At 61.2% G+C, this 19,099-nt stretch carries 12 protein-coding genes; 9 read left to right on the forward strand and 3 right to left on the reverse strand.

Annotated elements, in window-relative coordinates:
• Window positions 1–1,243: 1,243 nt before the first annotated feature.
• On the forward strand, window positions 1,244–2,650 hold the full coding sequence (locus GCT13_RS10975) for an RNA-guided endonuclease InsQ/TnpB family protein (protein WP_152757793.1): 1,407 nt from the start codon (window positions 1,244–1,246) through the stop codon (window positions 2,648–2,650).
• A gap of 278 nt (window positions 2,651–2,928) precedes the next feature.
• On the opposite strand, the gene GCT13_RS10980 is transcribed toward GCT13_RS10975, so the two are convergent.
• Window positions 2,929–5,970, reverse strand: a complete 3,042-nt coding sequence (locus GCT13_RS10980) for an ankyrin repeat domain-containing protein (protein ID WP_152757795.1) — start codon at window positions 5,968–5,970, stop codon at window positions 2,929–2,931.
• 363 nt (window positions 5,971–6,333) lie between these two features.
• Here GCT13_RS10980 and GCT13_RS10985 point away from each other — a divergent pair, with 363 nt between their 5' ends.
• From GCT13_RS10985 to GCT13_RS11000, 4 genes are all read left to right on the forward strand, one after another.
• Window positions 6,334–7,071: a glycine zipper 2TM domain-containing protein gene (locus GCT13_RS10985; RefSeq protein ID WP_152757797.1), complete on the forward strand. Its 738-nt coding sequence runs from the start codon at window positions 6,334–6,336 to the stop codon at window positions 7,069–7,071.
• Window positions 7,072–7,409: 338 nt separating this feature from the next.
• Window positions 7,410–8,822 (forward strand): RNA-guided endonuclease InsQ/TnpB family protein, encoded by a 1,413-nt coding sequence (locus GCT13_RS10990; protein ID WP_193727635.1) that lies wholly within the window; start codon window positions 7,410–7,412, stop codon window positions 8,820–8,822.
• A gap of 71 nt (window positions 8,823–8,893) precedes the next feature.
• Complete coding sequence (locus GCT13_RS10995; protein WP_152757801.1) at window positions 8,894–9,205, forward strand: hypothetical protein; 312 nt, start codon at window positions 8,894–8,896, stop codon at window positions 9,203–9,205.
• 521 nt (window positions 9,206–9,726) lie between these two features.
• Window positions 9,727–9,990, forward strand: coding sequence for a hypothetical protein (locus tag GCT13_RS11000; RefSeq protein WP_152757803.1), 264 nt, complete (start codon window positions 9,727–9,729; stop codon window positions 9,988–9,990).
• 90 nt (window positions 9,991–10,080) lie between these two features.
• On the opposite strand, the gene GCT13_RS11005 is transcribed toward GCT13_RS11000, so the two are convergent.
• Window positions 10,081–11,193 carry an extracellular catalytic domain type 2 short-chain-length polyhydroxyalkanoate depolymerase gene (locus GCT13_RS11005; RefSeq protein ID WP_152757805.1) on the reverse strand — a complete coding sequence of 371 codons (1,113 nt, stop codon included), beginning with the start codon at window positions 11,191–11,193 and terminating at the stop codon, window positions 10,081–10,083.
• A 979-nt stretch (window positions 11,194–12,172) separates the two neighbouring features.
• Between GCT13_RS11005 and GCT13_RS11010 the strand changes: the two genes are divergently transcribed.
• The 4 genes from GCT13_RS11010 (at window position 12,173) to waaA (ending at window position 17,257) form a co-directional block, all read left to right on the forward strand.
• Window positions 12,173–13,567: a phosphomannomutase/phosphoglucomutase gene (locus GCT13_RS11010; protein ID WP_152757807.1), complete on the forward strand. Its 1,395-nt coding sequence runs from the start codon at window positions 12,173–12,175 to the stop codon at window positions 13,565–13,567.
• A 267-nt stretch (window positions 13,568–13,834) separates the two neighbouring features.
• Window positions 13,835–14,776: a lipopolysaccharide heptosyltransferase I gene (gene waaC / locus GCT13_RS11015; protein ID WP_265335283.1), complete on the forward strand. Its 942-nt coding sequence runs from the start codon at window positions 13,835–13,837 to the stop codon at window positions 14,774–14,776.
• A 206-nt stretch (window positions 14,777–14,982) separates the two neighbouring features.
• Window positions 14,983–15,867: a Kdo hydroxylase family protein gene (locus GCT13_RS11020; RefSeq protein WP_152757811.1), complete on the forward strand. Its 885-nt coding sequence runs from the start codon at window positions 14,983–14,985 to the stop codon at window positions 15,865–15,867.
• An 88-nt stretch (window positions 15,868–15,955) separates the two neighbouring features.
• Complete coding sequence (gene waaA / locus GCT13_RS11025; RefSeq protein ID WP_152757813.1) at window positions 15,956–17,257, forward strand: lipid IV(A) 3-deoxy-D-manno-octulosonic acid transferase; 1,302 nt, start codon at window positions 15,956–15,958, stop codon at window positions 17,255–17,257.
• Between the two features lie 670 nt (window positions 17,258–17,927).
• Here the strand turns inward: waaA and GCT13_RS11030 are convergent.
• A complete protein-coding gene (locus GCT13_RS11030; protein WP_152757816.1) occupies window positions 17,928–18,965 on the reverse strand; it encodes a GSU2403 family nucleotidyltransferase fold protein in 1,038 nt (345 codons plus the stop codon).
• Between the last annotated feature and the right edge of the window lie 134 nt (window positions 18,966–19,099).

A 19,099-nucleotide genomic window follows, 5' to 3' on the forward strand; every position in this document is an offset into this window, starting at 1 on the left:
CTGCGCGCTTGGAAGAGAGAGCCCGGAGCGGATTGAAGACCGCGCGTCGCATGGCGGCGCGTTCGATGTTCAACCGTATTCGCGTGCATGCAGCACGTGGGCAATGACGGCTCCCGTGAAGGCGAGCACGAGGTGGGCGGATTTTCGGGTGAGCACGTCACACCGGGATCGCGCTTGATGGCGTGTGAAAGGATTGGTGAGCGCCAGAGCGGCGCGTCGCAGACCGAAGCGATCGATGAGGTCGACCGGTACAAGACGAAAAGAAAGCCTACGACCGTCCGCAAGCGGACAATCGGGGCATGCGGATGATCCCGGTCGCACCGGGAAACAATGCATGCCTTCGGATAGGCTGCTCCTTCTCACAAGCAGAAGTGACGTGTGCTGCTCTCGCGCGAAAAAGTGCATTCCGCGCGAAAAGCCACACGACCGTTGAGTCGATGAAGAGAACGTGCGTGAAGAATCCGCGCTCGTTGCGAGCGCAAGCAGGGGACACGCGCAAATTAACCCGCGTGCGTTTCATGGTGGTGTGCTGCGAGTGGCAGCCAGGAAGATGTTTTCGCCAGACGGACTACGGGAGCCGTGCCTGAGGCGTTCTATCGATGCGTCAGAGACGCTATAACAGCCGCTACGTTAGCACAGTGTTTTGTAGTTGCAAATCAAATCACGCATTCACGCATCGGTGCCTTGGAAAGCTACCCAAAAACATATCTCTTTTCACATATTGAATCGGTTTAGTCCCTCTCGACGCGTTGCTGACCCGACCTGGAAAGTTAGAATACTTTGTCGAGTAGGGGCTGCTTCTTTGCGGTTGGCGGCTGCGTCTATTTCAGCGGTGTGTGCACATGTCCATTCCGGTTGAGCGATCCCAACGGAAGGCGGGCACGGCAAAAATGAAGTCTTGAAGAGAAACGGGCAATGGTGAATGCCGACTGCCTTGAGCAGCATTTCATTTTTTGGGCGAAAACACCCCCAAACCCCCAAGAAGGGGCTGGTTAGGTCGATGCTCGTAACGTGAGCGAACGGTGCGCTGATTAAATGTCAATCGCATGGGGCACGTCAAGCGCTTTCTTCGCGTGCGGCATGAATGTCGTCTGGGTGATTTCGCATCCGTTGTTGAACAAGGAAGCCGACAATCCGCCCCGTTCACGGGGGGAAGGATAGGCGGCGAACCGAAGGTTCGCTTCTGAGGCCGATGTGGATCGATTTGACTTGACTTGGATGTGTATGGATATACAGTATTGGCATGTCTTGCATATTCCAGTCCGGCGTTCGATTCAGTGCCTATCCCGATGCGGGGTTGGCGTCCCTGCTCGTACGCTGGATTGGCTGCCAGCGCTTCATCTACAACGGCAAGGTCGGCGAGGATCACCTGTACGCTGCTCAGCGGCGGCTGCTGATCAAGAGTGGCGTGACCGATCCGGATGCATTGAAGACGCCGCTTGACCAGGAGTATTCGCGCTTCAAGAGTCGTGAGCTGTCGCCATGGCTCTACGACGTGCCCAGCCAGGTGCTGCGCAATGGCGCGTATCGCTGGATGTGCGCTAAAACCCGGCAACTCAAGGGTCTCGCCAAAGCGCCGACACGCCGCACGCGAAAGAATTTCAACAGTGTCATGCTGACGAACGAACTCTTCCGGTTCGTGCGTTCGAATGGCGAAGAGGTTCTGGAAATCGGTACCGAGAAGAATCCCGTCGGGCTTCTTGGATTCAAGGCTCATCGGCCATACGACCTTCCCAGGACGATCGTCATCCGCAACGAAGCGGGGCGCTGGTTCGTGAGTTTCAGCTACGCTCACGAGGGCGACAGGATCGTTCGCGAGCCTCACGAGGTGGCGTATGAGATCAACGGTCTTGATGACGATGTGCTCGACGCAGCGACGATCGGCCTCGACCGAAATGTGCGTGACAACTGTTTCACCGACAGCACCGGCCGGCAGCATAAGATAGAGCAGGTCAATCTTGATCGCATCGCGCGCAGGGAGAAAGGGGCCCGGCGATATCAGCGGCGGATGTCTCGCACCAAAGAGCACTCGGCCAACCGCCGCAAGGTCGCTCAGAAGATCGCGCGGCGCAAGAACTACGCCCAGCGCGTGCGCAAAGACTTCACGCACAAGACGACACATGGTCTGGTAGTTTCCGAGACCCGTCTGTTTGTCCTCGAAGGCTTGCGCATCAAGGGTATGACGCGCAAGCCGAAGGCGAAGCGGGATCCGGTGACCGGCAAGTGGCTGCGCAACGGTGCGCGCGCCAAGGCTGCACTGAGCAAGAAGATTCTCGCGTCGTGCTGGGGCGAGCTGGATCGTCAGTTGCAGTACAAGGCGACATGGCATAACAAGCTGGCCGTCAAGGTTCCGGCCGCGTATTCAAGTCAAGAGTGTTCCCGCTGTGGGCATACTCACCCAGGCAATCGCGATGGTGCACGATTCGCCTGTCAACGCTGTGGTTTGGAGGCGCACGCCGATTGGAATGCTGCTCGGGTCATCAAGGCCCGCGGCATCAGGGCGTTGCGCAAGGGGGTCTATGACGCCCCAAAGACCAGGAAGCGTGTTGCGTTTCGACGTAAGGATTTAGAGACCGGCGGGTCGCCGGGGGCTTCGGATACTCCCGAGGAGATGTCTGTGGAGCAGACGCTAGACCGGCTTGCGGCTTAGGCCGTCAGCGGGCAGTCAGCGATGAAGCAGAAACGAAAGATCGCGAGGTCTTTCAGAAGCTCCGGCCTTCTTCAGGCCGGGGTAGATCACCCGCCACCTCGAGCGACAGGCGAACCGCTATTCACACCACGGCCCGGAGTTCGACGCTTCGGGTCTCGTTGGCACGCATCGACGGTCTTCCCGGGACCCGATGCTACGCGGCGGAAACAGAATTTGTTTTGAGAGATGCGCCTGGACACGTCCGGCCAGGCGCTCTCATCTGCTGGGAAATTTGACGATTAGCCCTTCTGACGCTTCACAATTTCGCGTTTCAGGCGTTCGATTTCCTCACGTTTGGCAGTTCGTGTGCGCCAATTTTCGTGCAGTTGCCCGGCGGCGGCCCGCTCCGCCAACTGCCGTGCTCGGTCCGCGCGCAATGAGGCCGCGGGCGTTTCGGCTAACTGCGCTTCCTTCCGCCGCTGCAACTCTTCTTCCCGCGCGATCGCGCGTTCGGCGGCGATCGGTATGGTGCGTTTGGGTAGCCCGGCCAACGCCAGATAGCGCTCGATGGCATCCGACAAATTCTCCCAGCCATCCGGGCAAGAAAATTCGTTGATCAGCGGCAGATTGAGGGCTGCATAAATCGATGTCCAGCGTTCTTCCTCCCCCTGCCGGTGACGCACGGCGAGTTTCGGATTGAACTGATACCAGCCTTGGGCCACGCGCATGAAAAGCGCCCGGTTGTACGCGTAATCCCGTTCGATCTCGTTTCTCGCGAGCACGCCAGACAGATGCTGGCGTCTGTTGCGTTCAGGACGCAACACATTGGCGGGCAGATGCTGCCAGGCTTCCAGAATGGTACGGGTATCAAATGCGCCGTTGGCCTTGGGCTGCCAGTGAGTGAAGCGCGACTTGAACAGCACCCAGAGCGTCTGGAAGATGCAGTACTCGGACTGGTGCCTGTCAATGCGCACGAGTCGATCGCCGGTATTCACGTCGACGCTGGCCGGGGCGAGATGTTCGTAGAGTGCAGCAAACGGTCCGCGGGCAAACTTCGCATCGCGGAAAGCTTCGCGCAAGGCCCAGTGCAAGGCATTGTAGCCATAGTGATCGACGGCCTCGCGGTCGGCGCCACGCTCCAGTAAGGCTTCCACCAGCGGCACGTTGCCGGCGGCGGCGGCGGCCATCAGCGGCGTCTGGTTCATCGGCAGACGATGCTCGATGCCGTGCTGGTCGCATTGTTTCAGGATGTCCTTGAAATTGCCGGCGAAGTAAGGAACGTAGGTCTTGCGCCCCAGGGTCATGCGCTGCTGCGTACCATTCTTGGCCTGGTCGAATCTCGCTTCCTTGACGAGCCATTGTGCGAGCTGCGGTTCATCAAAACAGGTGGCGTAGTCGTAGAGCTGCTGCTTCATCTTGCCGCCGGGTGCCTGTTCGCGAAACACTTTGACCAGCAGCTCATTGAGCTTCGCTTCGTCGAACACGGGCCAAGGCACCGGTGTCTGTTTCAGGATGTTGCGGCGGATGGCCTCGGCCTGCTCCTGCTTGCCCTGAAGCTCAAGCTTGCGCGCTTCTTTCTGCCAGTCCTCACGGGTGGATTGTTTCGCCTCCACCTTGACCTGGCCGAGGTCCATATCGAGCAGGCCAAAGAGCGGATGCCCGGTGTCCGACTCGATGACGTAGACATTGCTGATCGCACGCGTGAGCGCCACATAGAGGGCATTGACGAAGAATTTGTAGACCTCCAGCGACTTGTCGCTTTTGTCCTTCGCGCGCCGGTAGTCCAGCGTCTCACCAACCAGATCTGCCCGGGTGACCCCTTCGACAATATCACCGAATGCAGCCCGGTGATCGGAGATAAAGCGGTAGAGAACGATGTTCTCGTATTCGAGGCCCTTGGCTTCATGAATGGAGAACAGCAAGGGCGTAGCGAAGTGCTTTCTTGCCTCCGCCTTGTCTTCGTCGCGCATCACCAGCACCGCAAACTGCGTGGACTGGCGGATCTTCTGGTCAAGCTCGCGCTTTGTGGCGTCCTTGTCTGGCATCAGCGCGACCTGTCCGGTCTCACCCGCGACGGCTTGAACGAGAAAATTGCTTTCGCGATCGATGGAGCCAAAACGCCGTTGCTTGATTTTTAACAGCTGGTTGGCGACGCGCGTGGCCTCCAGCCCGTTGCGAAAATTGGCAGTAAGCACGCGCAGTTCCTGCCGTTCGGCTAACTGCGGGTCCTTCCAGAACAGGCTCTTGACCTGGCTCCATGAGAAAAAGTTGGGATGGACGATCTGGTTGGAGTCGCCGCACAGCAGAAAGTGGCCGGGTTTCTTCAGGGTCTTCAGCACCAGCGCCAATTGCACGGTGGTGATGTCCTGCACCTCGTCAATGACCACAAAGTCATAGCGTGGCGTGACTAGCGTCTGCCATTCCTGAGCGATGATATTGAGGTCGTACAGTTTCGCCTCCGCCAGCCAGGTGCGATACTTTTCGAACAGGTCGTAGAGTCTGTCGCGCTGCTCAGCGGGAAAGATGGATTGACGCACTCCGAGCGTGCGGTAATGATCGCGCGAGAGCACGCCACCGGCCCCGGCCGCAATCACGCCACGAATTTCTTCGAAGACCTGATGGCCGTCGAACTCCCTGTAAATCTGCCTGATGCGCGCGAACCAGCCCGCGAAGTCCCGCCATGTGGCTTCCCGGCCCTGTGGAACACGGATGGATTCGACGAACTCGCGGTAGGAGAGGAACACAGCTTCCTGCCCGCTGTGCTCGAAACCGTTGGCGTAATACAGATCGCGGGCACTCTGCGCGAGGTAGCTGGAGTGGGTAACGTAAAGCACCTCGCCTTCGGCGTGCTTGAGCTTTTCGAGCGTTAGCGCCGTCTTGCCGCTGCCGGCGCTGCCGACCACAATCAACGGCGGCGGCTGGCGATAGACGGCGTATTGCGTGTCGTCGAAAGAAATGGGCTTGTCCAGCAGATGAATCGTCGTGCGTTCCGGGTGCAGGTAGCGCACAGTTTGCGCATCCCTGATGGCCTCATCGACGTCAATGTCGGGAATTCTGCCTTCATCTATCGACGCGCCGCGTAGAAAGCGCGATCTGGCATATTCGTGATTGGCGATCACTTCCAGCATCAGCGCGCAGACCTCATCGCCGCGGCGAATCAGGCAGAACAGCAGCCGGTCCGCTTCATCGAGTTTGGCCCGATAGAACTTGCCGTGGCTAAGATTGGCAAGCTTCTTGACCTGTGCGGCACGGAAGTCGTGACGTGCGATGGCTTCCGCCACCTTGTGATAGCTGGCCCTGACGCGAGAGGTGTCAAGGCCGGTGTATTCAAGAATCTTCATGGTACAGGCTCGATTACCTGGACATGGTTTTGCAACTCAAGTCACCTTGTGATTGACATGAAGCGGACGGATTCCGAGGGGGCAGGCGACGCCATGCCCAAGTGTTCCTGACACCGATTGTAACGATCCTTGAATTCGTTCCAGCCCTGCGGATCGTCTCAGGGTTCTTCGCGAATCAGGCGCGGCGAACAGGCGCTGGGAATGCATCCGTCAGTTGAACTCGAACGACGAGCTTGAGGTACATGGCGCCAGCGACGTCGTGGCTCGCGGCGCGCTACAAATGCTTACAAAGCAGGCGGCTTCCCGCGTACACGTCCATTGTTGATGCCGCGTTATTGCAGGCACACGCCAATGGAGGCCGCAATGAATACGAACGTCACGAACAGCATTTCCCAGCGCAGCCGCATTCATCCGTTAATCGCGGGCGCTGCCGTCTCCGTAATACTCGCATGCGCGACGGGCGTCGCCGCGATGACGGGCATTCTTCCCGTATCGCACGCGGTGCCGTCGCCCAATGTGCAGATTGGGGCAGCCACGGTGCAGCCGGCGAGCGTGCCGCTTGCGGCACAACAATCGAACGCGGCTCAGCCCGCTGTTCAACCCGCTGTTCAACCCGCCGTCCAGGCTGTTGCACAACAGTCGGAACCGGCTGCTCCGCCTCGCGTCCATCACACGCATAAGCTCCATGTCGCGCCTGCTTCGCAGTCCCCCAACGGTGACTACTCGCAGACGCCGTCGCAGTCCTCCGGCGCACGACAGATCGCCGCCGATCCGTACGCCGGTGAAGTCGTCGCGATCAATCCCATTCAAACGTCCGAGCCGACGACCGGTCTGGGCGCAGTCGGCGGCGCTGTTGCGGGCGGACTGATCGGCAATCAGATCGGTGGTGGACGCGGCCGCATCCTCGCTACCGTCGCGGGTGCCGTCGGCGGTGGTCTTGCAGGCAACGGCATCGAACATGCGGTACGCAAGCAGACCGGTTACCAGGTGCAGGTCCGCATGGAAGATGGCAGCTACCGCAACTTCAGCTATACGACGCAACCGCCCGTGCAGGTCGGACAGCGCGTCCATGTGTCGGGCGACACACTGTCGACGTCGTAATCGACACGGTCCATGCATGAAACCGTCCGGCAGACAGGCGGCTACTGTGGGTTACAGACGCAACATGGCGGATGCACACGAGAACGACTGCATTCCTGGAATTTGCATCAAAGGCCATCGAATGACATACATCGGCAGACATCCCAACGGGAGAAATACGTTGAACAAGAAAGCCGACAATCCTCCCCATTCATGGATTCATGGATTCATGGATTCATGGATTCATGGATTCATGGGGAGGAAGGATAGGCGGTGAGCCGAAGGTTCGCTTTCTGGAGCGTTGGTGAAGCGGATGATGAGTCATACTTGACAGAGGCATGTATATATACAGTATCGGCATGTCCAGCACACTCACATCCGGCGTTCGATTCAGGCTCTACCCGGCAGGCGAGGTAGCGAGCGTACTTCGTCAATGGATTGGGTGCCAGCGCTTCATCTATAGCAGCAAGGTTGATGAGGATCACCTATTTGCAGCCCAGAGACGGCTTGAGATTGCCAGCGGCAAGACAGATGTGGCTACGCCGCTGGACCAGCAGTACGCGCACTTCAAGAATCGCGAACTGACGCCTTGGCTGTACGAGGTGCCGAGCCAGATCCTGCGCAACGGCGCGGTCCGGTGGATGACGGCCAAACAGCGGCAACTCAAGGGCCTGGGCAGGGCACCCCGTCGCCGCACGCGACGCGACTTCAACAGCGTGTTGATCACGGGCGAGCTCTTTCGTTTCGTTCGAGGTGCGTCGGGTCAGATGCTCATCGAACCGGGCACGGACAGCAATCCCATCGGGCAGGTACCGTTCATTGCGCATCGCATCTACGACCTGCCAAAGCAGATCGTGATCCGGGAGGAAGTGGGCCGGTGGTACGTGAGCTTCTGCTACGAGCGTAAGAGCGACATCATCCTGCGTGAGCCAGAAGAGCTCGCGTACGAACTGAACCGGCTTGAGAATGCGGATCTGTCGGCGGCGACGCTAGGCATTGATCGTAATGTGCGGGACAACTGCATTGCGACAAGCGATGGCCGGCAGTATCGCCTGGATGCGGTTGTGCTCAAGCGCATCAAGCGCAAGGAGATCGGTGCGAAGCGCCATCAGCGCAGGATGGCCAGGAGCCAGAAAGGCTCGAGCAACCGGCGCAAGCTGGCGGCCCGGCTGGCTCGCAAGAAAGCCTATGCGGCTCGAGCCCGAAGCGACTTTGCGCACAAGACCACCTGTACGCTGGCGACATCGCCGACCCGGTTCTTTGTGCTCGAGGATCTGCAGATCCCGAACCTGGTGAAGCGGCCGAAAGCGAAGTTCGACGAGTTCGCGGGCAAGTGGCTTCGGAACGGTGCCGGTGCGAAGGCGGGGCTGAATCGCTCGATTCTCCAGTCGTGCTGGGGCGCGATCCATCGCACACTGGCCTACAAGGCTGCACGACGCAACAAGTTGGTGGGCACGGTGCCGGCGGCCCATACGAGTCAGGAATGTTCCCGCTGCGGGCACATTCACCCGGACAATCGCGAGGGCGCGCGGTTCGTCTGTCGACGCTGTGGTTTAGAGGCGCATGCTGATCACAACGCCGCGTGCAACATCAAGGCACGCGGTATCGAGCGACTGCGCGACGGCCAATACGAATCGGCCAAAACCCGCAAGCGTGTCGCGTTTCGACGCAAGAGCAATACGACCGGCGGGCGGCCGGCGCATGCCTGCGAGGGCAAAGGCCCTCGACCAGAACATCGGGCTGAGCGGATACAAGACCGGATCGCGGCATAAGTCGCTCATCCGGCAATCCGCGTTGATGCAGGAAGAAAGATCCTCTTGCTGGCGAGGAAGCCCCGGCATTCATGCCGGGGAGCGTCACACGCCTGGCTCTTACTTGCGCAGCTGGTTTCATCGCGGTGTGTTCGTCGACGGCCGCAAGCGCACACGTCGATGTCGGCGTGACGTTCGGCATTCCCGCCCCCGTCTATGTCGAGCCGCCGCCGGTAGTATATGAAGCACCGCCGCCCGTAATGTACGAAGCACCGCCGCCCGCCGTCTATGCGCCCTCGCCTGTCTACTACGACTACGGATACGGCTATCACGGCGAACATTGGTTGCACGATCACGGGCGTCATCGCGGCTGGCATCATCATCACGATGATGACGACGATTGAGGCCGGTCGCGACGTCCTCCGGGTTTCGCAATTTCCGCAAAACGGAAGCAGAAGTCGCCACCGCCAGCGAAGACGACTCCTACGATCCGGGTTCGGGTGGCTTACCCATCGCATCGGATACGGGTGTCACCGTCTGATGGCTTTGGCCCATGCCGCGCGCTTACCGGCGAATGTTGGCGTGTTACGCGAGTTATCCGGCCAGCGCACGAATGACGACCTCGTCGGCCAGTGCGGAGCGAACGCACCGCTTTACCCCGGCGTAGAGTGCAACGGCACTCTTGCCACCGGGCCGACGCGGGAAAGCTCCGTTGCAGTGAGTCTGCGTCAATCCGAAACTCAATGGAAGCGTCGATTCGCCTCACTCCGAATCAGACTTCGCACTTCGCATCGCGAAGCCCGACCGTGTCTCTGTGTATTGACATGGCGACCAACGTAATCGGAAAGGAGCGGACGCTGTGAGTTTTCTTCATCGAATCCAGATTGTCGTGACTGTCTGCCCGGTTGTCGCCGGATGCGTGTCGATGCCAATCGGTCCCGCGGTAGCTGTGAAGCCGGGGCACGACAAGCCCTTCAATGAATTTCTGCAAGACGATGCGCAGTGCAAACAGCATGCGAGGGAACAACTGGTGCGCGGCGGGGACACGCGCGCTGCAAGCGACGCTCACATGCCGCGTGCACAACGGAACGTGCAGCAACGATACGACCTGGCGTATCTCGAATGGATGAAGGCGAAAGGAAATGACGTATCGGAGCGTGCGGGCACGAACTACGCAGCCCAGATGTAGAGTCGCCGTTTGAAAGTTTGAAAGCTTATGGCGAAGTCGGCATCCGGCGGCGATCGGCGCCCGCGTCAAACCTGTGTGACGATGACGAACCTACGGTCGGCCAGTTACGCGCTGCACCATCGCGTAGAGCACCGACATCTGCAAGCCGCTCTTGAGTGCGTAGTTCGGGTCGTATTGGTTGGAGTAGCCCCACCAGTCGAAGCATGCATTCGGGTTGGTCGGCCCCGGCGCAGACGACGCGATCGTGTCGGGATACACGACCACCAGTTTGTTTGTGTCGGCCCATTCGTTGATGCCGGCCTCGGTGACCCAGCGGGTTCCGATAAGTGACGCCTCTTGCAGACAGCCGTGGAGCGCGAGCACGAATCCGCACCTGTCGCCTTGCGCGCAGTCTCTGGGAACAAAGACGCTGCCTGTCGGGCTCATCGAAAGGTTCGGCGACGCCCCAAACTCCGTCTGATCGAATGACGATAACGTACCTGACAGCTTTCCATTGTTGCGCGGTTTCAATGGGCCGAGGAACATCGTCAGCCACGTTTTTACTGAGTCATAGACTGCTCCGTTCGCCGAGCAGCGCACCATGTAGGGGCTTCCAAGCGTGCCACATGCCAGTTCGCCGTCAGGCGATTCCCAGCCGTGCTCGGCGGGATATGCATTGTCGAAGTGAACATTGGCCCCATAACGCTGGTATTCCGAGTTGAGGTCGGTCATTTCGAGCGGGTTGACGACTTCGTCTTGCGTGCCGGACCACAGGTAGACGGGCTGTCCACGCAGATTCGTCGACGGATCGATGGTCCCCAAGGATGATTGCGCATCCAGGTACGCCTCGGATGCCGTCAGCGTGCTGTTGTACGACGCCTGATTCGACGGAAGCGTCAGGCCGCCACAGTTGGCCAAAGCTGTCGCGGCTCCGCCGGTGCCGGCACACCAGTACACCCCGCCAGCGTAAACAGCGGCCCCTTTGAAGGTCGAAGAGTGGGCAACGTGCATCTGCACTGCAGCGAAACCGCCAGACGAGATACCCGCGACGAAGACCTTTGTTGGGTCGATCTGAAAGCGCTGAAGTATTACAATGGTCGACGTCGCCTGTGCCGATGCACGGGCATCCGTACTGACCGAATCGCCGCCACCCCCGCACCCGGCGATGCCGATCGCGACCGCAGCTACAGACGCTAGCCGCAGGCCTAACGCCAACGTCATCATTGTCGTCCCCTCGTTTGAGCGAAATAAAATTTAGTAACGTCGCTCCGTCCGTCGAACTGGCGGCCGTTTCAGCCTCCGCCTACGACTCGCTAATACAAGTTATCGACAAAGCGCGAACAGACGATTGCGGCGTGCGATGCGCGCGGCACAGCTGTTGAGCAAAAATCGCTCCTGTTCCGGAAGGGCGGCACGGAGTGCATTCCCTTTGTACCGGCATGACGGCGAGAACGTGTACGCCGCGCGATTTCACCTGTGCACGTGTAGTGCGGGTGACGTATAAGGCGGCAACTTTTGACGATTGCACCTCGCGAGCGGGATTTGCTCGCGAACCCGGATAGTTCGTTGCATTTGAACTGAACGCGCGCTCTCACGGATTGATCCCGGTGCGAATGGCGAATTAGCCGCGCATTCGTCCAAGAACTGCTCGATCATGGTACAGCGGGGTCTATGCGGCCGGGCGAAACCCGGCGTCCGTGCAGGACGAACGAACCTTCGATGTTCATATTCGACGCCGGAGAAGATAGAAAGTCAGCAGGGAAACGTTAGAGACGGACGAAGACGCTGTCCGCCACAAGGACCATATTGCCGCCGGACAGTCGGGGCCGAAATGGCACGCGAGCACGCCGCTGATCGCGATTCCGACGCCGATCTGCGCGATGCGTTCGAGGCCGGACCAGACAAGGTCTGCGATAGCGCGCGTGACGTCCGGGTTCGCGAAACGCCTGAATTGCGGCTTCGCATGGTGCCCATCTGCTGTCTGCAGGCACAAATGGTGCGAATTGTCGGTATTTTGTCGTGCCCAGCCGATCGTGCGATGCGGCAACCTGGTGAGCGCGGAGCATCCAGGCATTAGAATGGAGCAATGACGCGTCGCTGAAAAGCGCAATCATAAGTTGTATCCGGACCGCTTCCGGCAAGGCACAGCGCCGTGACCACGCCGTGTCGAACATATTTCCATTGCACGTAAGTGAGCCAATCCATGATCTCGCAATCCATATTCAAGGCATATGACATCCGCGGAGTGATCGGCAAGACGCTCGATGCCGAGACCGCCCGTTCGATTGGCCGCGCCTTCGGCAGCGAAGTGCGCGCGCAGGGCGGCGATGCCGTCGTCGTCGCGCGTGACGGCCGTCTCTCGGGCCCCGAGCTGATCCAGGCGCTGTCCGATGGCCTGCGCGCGGCGGGTGTCGATGTGGTCAACGTCGGCATGGTGCCCACGCCCGTCGGCTATTTCGCGGCCAGCGTTCCGCTCAAGCTCGCGGGCGGCGAGCGCCGTGTCGATTCCTGCATCGTCGTGACGGGCAGCCACAATCCGCCCGACTACAACGGCTTCAAGATGGTGCTGCGCGGCGCAGCTATCTACGGCGACCAGATCCAGGCGCTCTACAAGCGCATCACCGAAAACCGCTTCGAGAGCGGCGGCGGCAGCTATCAGGACTACGACATCGCCGATGCGTATGTCGAGCGCATCGTCAGCGACATCAAGCTCGCGCGGCCGCTGAAGATCGTCGTCGATACGGGCAATGGCGTCGCGGGCGGTCTCGCGCCGCGTCTGTTCAAGGCGCTCGGCTGCGAGCTGGTCGAACTGTTCACGGACATCGACGGCAACTTCCCGAATCACCATCCGGACCCGGCACACCCGGAAAATCTGCAGGACGTGATCCGCGCGCTGAAGGAAACGGACGCCGAAATCGGCTTCGCATTCGATGGCGACGGCGATCGCCTGGGCGTCGTCACAAAGGACGGCCAGATCATCTACCCGGACCGTCAGCTGATGCTCTTCGCCGAAGAGGTGCTGTCGCGCAACAAGGGCGCGCAGATCATCTACGACGTGAAGTGCACACGCAATCTCGCGAAGTGGGTGAAGGACAAAGGCGGCGAGCCGCTGATGTGGAAGACGGGCCACTCGCTCGTGAAGGCGAAGCTGCGCGAAACGGGCGCGCCGCTCGCGGGCGAAATGAGCGGCCACGTGTTCTTCAAGGACCGCTGGTACGGTTTCGACGACGGTTTGTACACGGGTGCGCGTCTGCTAGAAATCCTCGCGCGCGTGCAGGACCCGAGCAAGCTGCTCAACAGCCTGCCGAACTCGCACTCGACGCCGGAACTGCAACTGAAGCTGCAGGAAGGCGAGAACTTCGAGCTGATCGCGCGCCTGCAGAAGAGCGCGAAGTTCCCGGACGCCGATCAGGTCGTGACGATCGACGGTCTGCGCGTCGAATATCCGGACGGCTTCGGCCTCGCGCGTTCGTCGAACACGACGCCCGTAGTCGTGATGCGCTTCGAGGCCGACAACGATGCGGCGCTCAAGCGCATCCAGGAAGATTTCCGCCGCGTGATCCTCGCGGAGAAAGCGGACGCGAAACTGCCGTTCTGATCCTCTGCGGATGCCGGGTGCGGCTACCTGCCGTACCCGCGCGTAGCCGGCCTGGAAGCTGGCCGATAGCCGGCGAGAGCGGCAAAACCCGACGCGGCGCAAGGTATGCTTACCGCGCCGCGTTTTTTCATGTCATTCGCGTCGGGCGCGCTAAAATTGCGTCCTTTCCATGCATCCTGACGCCGGGTCAGCCGGCGTTCTCCCTTCTTGAGCGCGCAAAAGATACTGATCGTGAGAGTGTCGTCGCTGGGCGACGTCGTTCACAACATGCCCGTCATCGCCGACATTCGCCGCCGCCATCCCGACGCGCAGATCGACTGGCTCGTCGAAGAGAGCTTCGTCAAGCTGGTGGAACTGGTGCACGGCGTGCGGCGCGCGATCCCGGTATCGCTGCGGCGCTGGCGCAAGCGCATTCTCTCCGTCGACAACTGGCGCGAGATCGGCGCCTTCCGCCGTGCGCTCGCCGCCGAGAAGTACGATCTCGTGATCGACTGCCAGGGCCTCATCAAGACCGCATGGGTCGCGAAGATGGCGCGCGGGCCGCTCGTCGGCCTGGGCAATCGCACGGACGGCGCGGGCTTCGAGTGGCCCGTGCGCTTTTTCTACGACCGGCGCGTGCCCATCGAGCCGCGCACGCATGTCGTCGAACGCACGCGCCAACTGGTGGCAGCGGCGCTCGGCGACCCTGCGCCGCAGCCCACCGACGAGATCGACTTCGGCCTCGACACGCGCCGCGCGGCGCTCGCGCTCTCCGAAGCGCAACTGAATCTGCCCGTGCCGTATGTGGCGTTCGTCCATGCGACGTCGCGCGCCGACAAGCAGTGGCCCGATAACGCGTGGATCGAGCTCGGCCAGTCGCTGGTGCGGCGTGGCGCGTCGATCGTATTGCCGTGGGGCAGCGACGACGAGCGCGCGACGAGCGAGCGTCTCGCGAAAGAATTCGGCGCGGCCGCGATCGTACCGCCGAAACTGTCGCTGCCGGCCGTGGTCGGTCTGATCGAGGGCGCCGCGGCGACGGTCGGGGTTGATACAGGTCTCGTTCATATCGCAGCCGCGCTGAAGCGCCCGACGGTCGAGTTGTACAATTTCGCCACTTCATGGCGTACGGGCGGCTACTGGTCGCCGAACGTCGTGAATCTCGGCACGGCGGGCCAGCCGCCGACGCTGCAGCAGGTGAAATCCACGCTGGCCGGATTCGGCCTGCTCTGATGCGGCGCGGCGATGCATGGTGGCCGCGTGCCGTATCCGTTGGCGCGTCCGGCATCCCATGCATGCGACCGATGCGTGTGTCCCATGTCTGCGTTCCGCGCAGCAGCCGGATGCCGCAATGTGCAGCAGGAAGGGCATGGGCACACGGCGCGGCTTCGGTGGCCAGTCGTTGCGCCCGCCCGGTTCCATCCGCTTTGAAGGCGATCATGAACGAATCCCAGATCATCGAAGTAGCAAGCGCCGACTGGCACGGCAAGAACCTGTCCGTGCCGCGCGAGACGCTGCTCGCCGGCGTCGAGCGCGGCAAGGTGCTGTATTTCCCGAACCTCGCTTTTGCGATCGACGGTGGCGAGCGCGCGTTGCTCGATCCCGCGCTCGCCGATCCGAAGCGCAAGAACATCAGCCTCGAACCGAACGGCGGCGCGCTGCATGGCGTGCTCGGCGACGCCGTCACGCAGTCGGCCGTGCGCGCGCTGATTGCGCGTTATCAGCAGAATGCGCGAACGCTCGTCGACGGACTCTTTCCCGAGTACATCGGCAAGCTGCGCGTCGCGCCGACGAGCCTGCGCCTGCATCAGGTGGAGACGCGCCAGACGTCGTGGCGCAAGGACGACAGCCGCCTGCACGTGGATGCGTTTCCGTCGCGTCCCAACTATGGCGAGCGCATCCTGCGCGTGTTCACCAACGTCAATCCGAACGGCACACCGCGTGTGTGGCGCGTGGGCGAGCCCTTCGAGGACATGGTGAAGCGCTTCCTTCCTCGCATCAGGCCGCAGATGCCGGGCGCCGCGTGGCTGATGAATCTGGTGCACGTGACGAAGTCGCCGCGCAGCGAGTACGACCATCTGATGCTGAACCTGCACGACCGAATGAAGGCTGATCTTGAGTACCAGAAATCGTCGCCGCAAGAGACGATGCCGTTTCCGCCCGGCAGCGTGTGGGTGTGCTTTTCGGACCAGACTTCACACGCGGTGATGTCCGGCCAGTTCATGATGGAGCAGACCTTCTTCCTGCCCGTCAAGTCGATGGCGCAGCCGGAATGCGCGCCGCTCGGCATTCTCGAACGCCTGAAGGGCAGGGCACTGGTTTGAACGGCGCGCCTGCTCCCGTTCATCCGATGCCGGGCGCTTCGTGCGCGGCCATGTTGATGCGGGCTGTCATGCCGCGCGTGGAAGCACGATGCTGAGGGTCGTCTACAACGCGCTGTGGTGGCTGATCGCGCCGCTGGCGGTGTTGCGGCTCTTCATCCGCTCGCGCAAGGAGCGCGGCTATCGCGAGCATATCGGCGAGCGCTTCGGCTATGCGCGCGGCCGCGTGCCCGAGGACGATACGCCGCTGATCTGGGTGCATGCCGTGTCGGTTGGCGAGACGCGCGCGGCGCAGCCGCTGATCGACGCACTCATCAAGGCGCGGCCCGACGCGCGCATCCTGCTCACGCACATGACGCCGAGCGGCCGCGCGACGGGCGAGCAGATCTTCGGCGACCGCGTGCTGCGCTGCTATCTGCCGTACGACATGCCGCATGCCGTGCGGCGTTTTCTGAAGGCCTGGCGGCCCTCCGTCGGTCTCGTGATGGAAACGGAAGTGTGGCCGACGCTGATCGACGAATGCCGTCGCGCGGACGTGCCACTCGTGCTGACGAATGCGCGGATGTCGGAGCGCTCGTACCGGCGCGCGGGGAAGTTTGGCAACGCGACGCGCGGCGTGTTCGGTGGCTTCGCGCGTGTGCTCGCGCAGAGTCCGTCGGATGCGACGCGGCTCTCCGCTTTGGGCGCGCGCAATGTGGCCGTGCTCGGCAATCTGAAGTTCGACATGAGCACGCCGCCCGAACTCGCGGCGCGCGGACATGCGTGGCGCGCGGCCATGGGCACGCGTCCCGTATGGGTCGCGGCGAGCACGCGCGAGGGCGAAGAGGAACTGGTGTTGCAGGCGCTCGACGCACTTGGTATCGAAGACGCGCTGTTGATACTTGTGCCGCGTCATCCGCAGCGCTTCAACGAAGTGGCGGCGCTCGTCGAGAAGAAAGGCTTGCGTTGCGTGCGCCGTTCGGAGTGGGCGCCGACGGGCGCGGTGGCAGCGGGCCAGGGCGCCGCGAAAAACTTGCCGCGTGACGTGAAGGTGCTGCTCGGCGATTCGATGGGCGAACTGGGCGCGTACTATGCCGCGTCGGATGTGGCGTTCATCGGCGGCAGCCTGTTGCCGTTGGGCGGGCAGAATCTGATCGAGGCTTGCGGCGTCGGCGTGCCCGTGCTGATCGGGCCGCATGTGTTCAATTTCACGCAGGCGACAGCCGATGCCGTGGCGGCGGGCGCATGCGTGCAGGTCGACGATCCCGCCGGACTCGCCCGCGTGCTGCGCGAACTGTTCGAAGACAAGCCGCGCCGCGCGGCGATGGGCGCGGCGGCATCGGCGTTTGCGGCCAGGCATCGCGGCGCGACGGCGCGGACGGTTAATGTGTTGACTACGTTGTTGCCGGAGTGATGGCTATCGCAGCGGGCGGCCTCCGGCGCGGGTGGTCAACCTGGTCGATGTTCGCCGCATTGACGCCCGCGCACCACACCGCGATATCGCCCTGGGGCAAAATCGAATCCCGCAGACGAACCGTCCGGTGCACAGTTCGGCGTGCCAATCGGCGCAATGGCACGGGCGTATTGATGAGCCCTCTAGTGTAGACGTTGATGGCGCAGCCGTTCGCAAGAAAGACTTCGGCCTTGGTTTGTGTCTATTCCGGTGTGCCTGTTGGTCTGGCTTGTCGTGCTGAAGTTGAACCGGTTGACGATGACGCGCGCTGGTTCATGCCTTCGCGGTCACGCAACCGCGCACCCCGTTTGTCGCCGGCCACAAGCGCGTCACGCGCGTTCTGCGGGCTCTTTGTCCGATATCCTGCGTCCCTGTCGAGCGGAAAGCGCGGGACCACAACGATGACCACGACACGGAAAGGGCATGGCTGAAAGCAAGGTGCTGCAAATCCATGTCGTCGACATGGATCCGTGGGTTCACTGATATGTCTTCTCGTACTTACAAAGCCGATGTCGGCGGTAATGCTAGCCGCGGATGATCAACCGGTGGAGGTCCTGTGCGTGGGCGTACAAGAACCGCCGAAGCTGCCGCCCGTTGGCGTTAATTGTGTCAGGCGAGCAATGGGTCAGTTCTACGTCTCTGCGCTCAAATCAGCCAGAAAGTCCCGAGCACGCTCTGACAAATTGGGTACAAGAGTCAGGGTTTGGGTCGCCGCCGCCCTAACTCGTGTACGTGCGGCCTTCTCCAGCTCATTGGCAGCGGCCGTCAACCAGTCTGGAAACCGCTCCGTCAGCGCATCAATCAGCGTTGCGGCTTGCCGTTGGTCCTTCTCCGCCTTAAGGGCGCGCGACGGGTCGCGAAGTGTGCTCACGACAAGCTTGTGGAGAGCAAACCTCGCGGGGTCCGGCAGCATTACCGGGACGACATGTTCCTTCCCGAGGATGAAGCCGCGCGCCGGATTCGAGACCAGATACCCGAAGTACGGGAGCCCAGTCGCGTGTGCGCGCAACTGGGGCAGGGCTTTCGTCTCATACGCCTCGGTACCCGGCACGAGCAAGTCCACCTTTAGGGGCTGTCCTCGCGCCTTGAATGAGGTTGATGGCTTTCGTGAATCCAGTTCAGGCACCTCAAGAAAGGGAATGCCGATGTCACACAGGATCTCGAGAAAGCTGCGGTCTTCCGGGATCGCCACCGTAATAGAGCCCGTGCTCCCGATATCGATGTCCTCGGTCCTGTAGTTCGCGGGCAGACGAACGCCGAGACCGTTCAGGAGCGCGCCAAACGCGTGAGAGCCGACAAGCACCCCGCCGTGGCTGAAAATGCCGGCATTAAAGAGCGTTGCGATGGTTAGCGCTGCTGAATTGTCGGCAGCAGCGAAGCCTGCCTTACGCAAAATCTGGGCGTCAGCGGCGAGCGAGCGCGTGTCCGCGCTCTCAAGCATTTTCGCCTCAAGCGCCGCGTCGGTAGCCGGTTCGCCAGTACGGCCCAGTGAGGTTTCCCTGTGCTTTCCCGAAGCGAGATACACCCTCCAGTAGGTGTAGGTTTTTCCGTCGACGGTCTTTTGAGCTGCCGAACCGGGAGAATGCAACGGAATAATCGGTTGCGCACTGGCCCGTTCGGTGACAGAGGAATACAGAGTTTGCAGTGCTTCGTTATGGAAGTTGGCCATATCGCTGCTCCTTATACCTTGCTAGTTTATCGTAGGGTATAAGGAGCGATGCGTCAAGCTTATACCCTATTATAAAATCATAAGGTATAAATTGCTCACGCCGACGGAGAGCATCTCAGCAAGGCGGGCGGAGG

Source organism: Paraburkholderia franconis (assembly GCF_009362735.1).
Taxonomy (GTDB): Bacteria; Pseudomonadota; Gammaproteobacteria; order Burkholderiales; family Burkholderiaceae; genus Paraburkholderia; species Paraburkholderia franconis.

What these genes read in the sequence shown, in the direction of transcription:
- GCT13_RS10975 (WP_152757793.1), top strand. Translation starts at nt 1,244, where the DNA reads ATGTCTTGCATATTCCAGTCCGGCGTTCGATTCAGTGCCTATCCCGAT.
- GCT13_RS10980 (WP_152757795.1), bottom strand. Translation starts at nt 5,970, where the DNA reads ATGAAGATTCTTGAATACACCGGCCTTGACACCTCTCGCGTCAGGGCC.
- GCT13_RS10985 (WP_152757797.1), top strand. Translation starts at nt 6,334, where the DNA reads ATGAATACGAACGTCACGAACAGCATTTCCCAGCGCAGCCGCATTCAT.
- GCT13_RS10990 (WP_193727635.1), top strand. Translation starts at nt 7,410, where the DNA reads ATGTCCAGCACACTCACATCCGGCGTTCGATTCAGGCTCTACCCGGCA.
- GCT13_RS10995 (WP_152757801.1), top strand. Translation starts at nt 8,894, where the DNA reads ATGCCGGGGAGCGTCACACGCCTGGCTCTTACTTGCGCAGCTGGTTTC.
- GCT13_RS11000 (WP_152757803.1), top strand. Translation starts at nt 9,727, where the DNA reads ATGCCAATCGGTCCCGCGGTAGCTGTGAAGCCGGGGCACGACAAGCCC.
- GCT13_RS11005 (WP_152757805.1), bottom strand. Translation starts at nt 11,193, where the DNA reads ATGATGACGTTGGCGTTAGGCCTGCGGCTAGCGTCTGTAGCTGCGGTC.
- GCT13_RS11010 (WP_152757807.1), top strand. Translation starts at nt 12,173, where the DNA reads ATGATCTCGCAATCCATATTCAAGGCATATGACATCCGCGGAGTGATC.
- waaC (WP_265335283.1), top strand. Translation starts at nt 13,835, where the DNA reads ATGCCCGTCATCGCCGACATTCGCCGCCGCCATCCCGACGCGCAGATC.
- GCT13_RS11020 (WP_152757811.1), top strand. Translation starts at nt 14,983, where the DNA reads ATGAACGAATCCCAGATCATCGAAGTAGCAAGCGCCGACTGGCACGGC.
- waaA (WP_152757813.1), top strand. Translation starts at nt 15,956, where the DNA reads ATGCTGAGGGTCGTCTACAACGCGCTGTGGTGGCTGATCGCGCCGCTG.
- GCT13_RS11030 (WP_152757816.1), bottom strand. Translation starts at nt 18,965, where the DNA reads ATGGCCAACTTCCATAACGAAGCACTGCAAACTCTGTATTCCTCTGTC.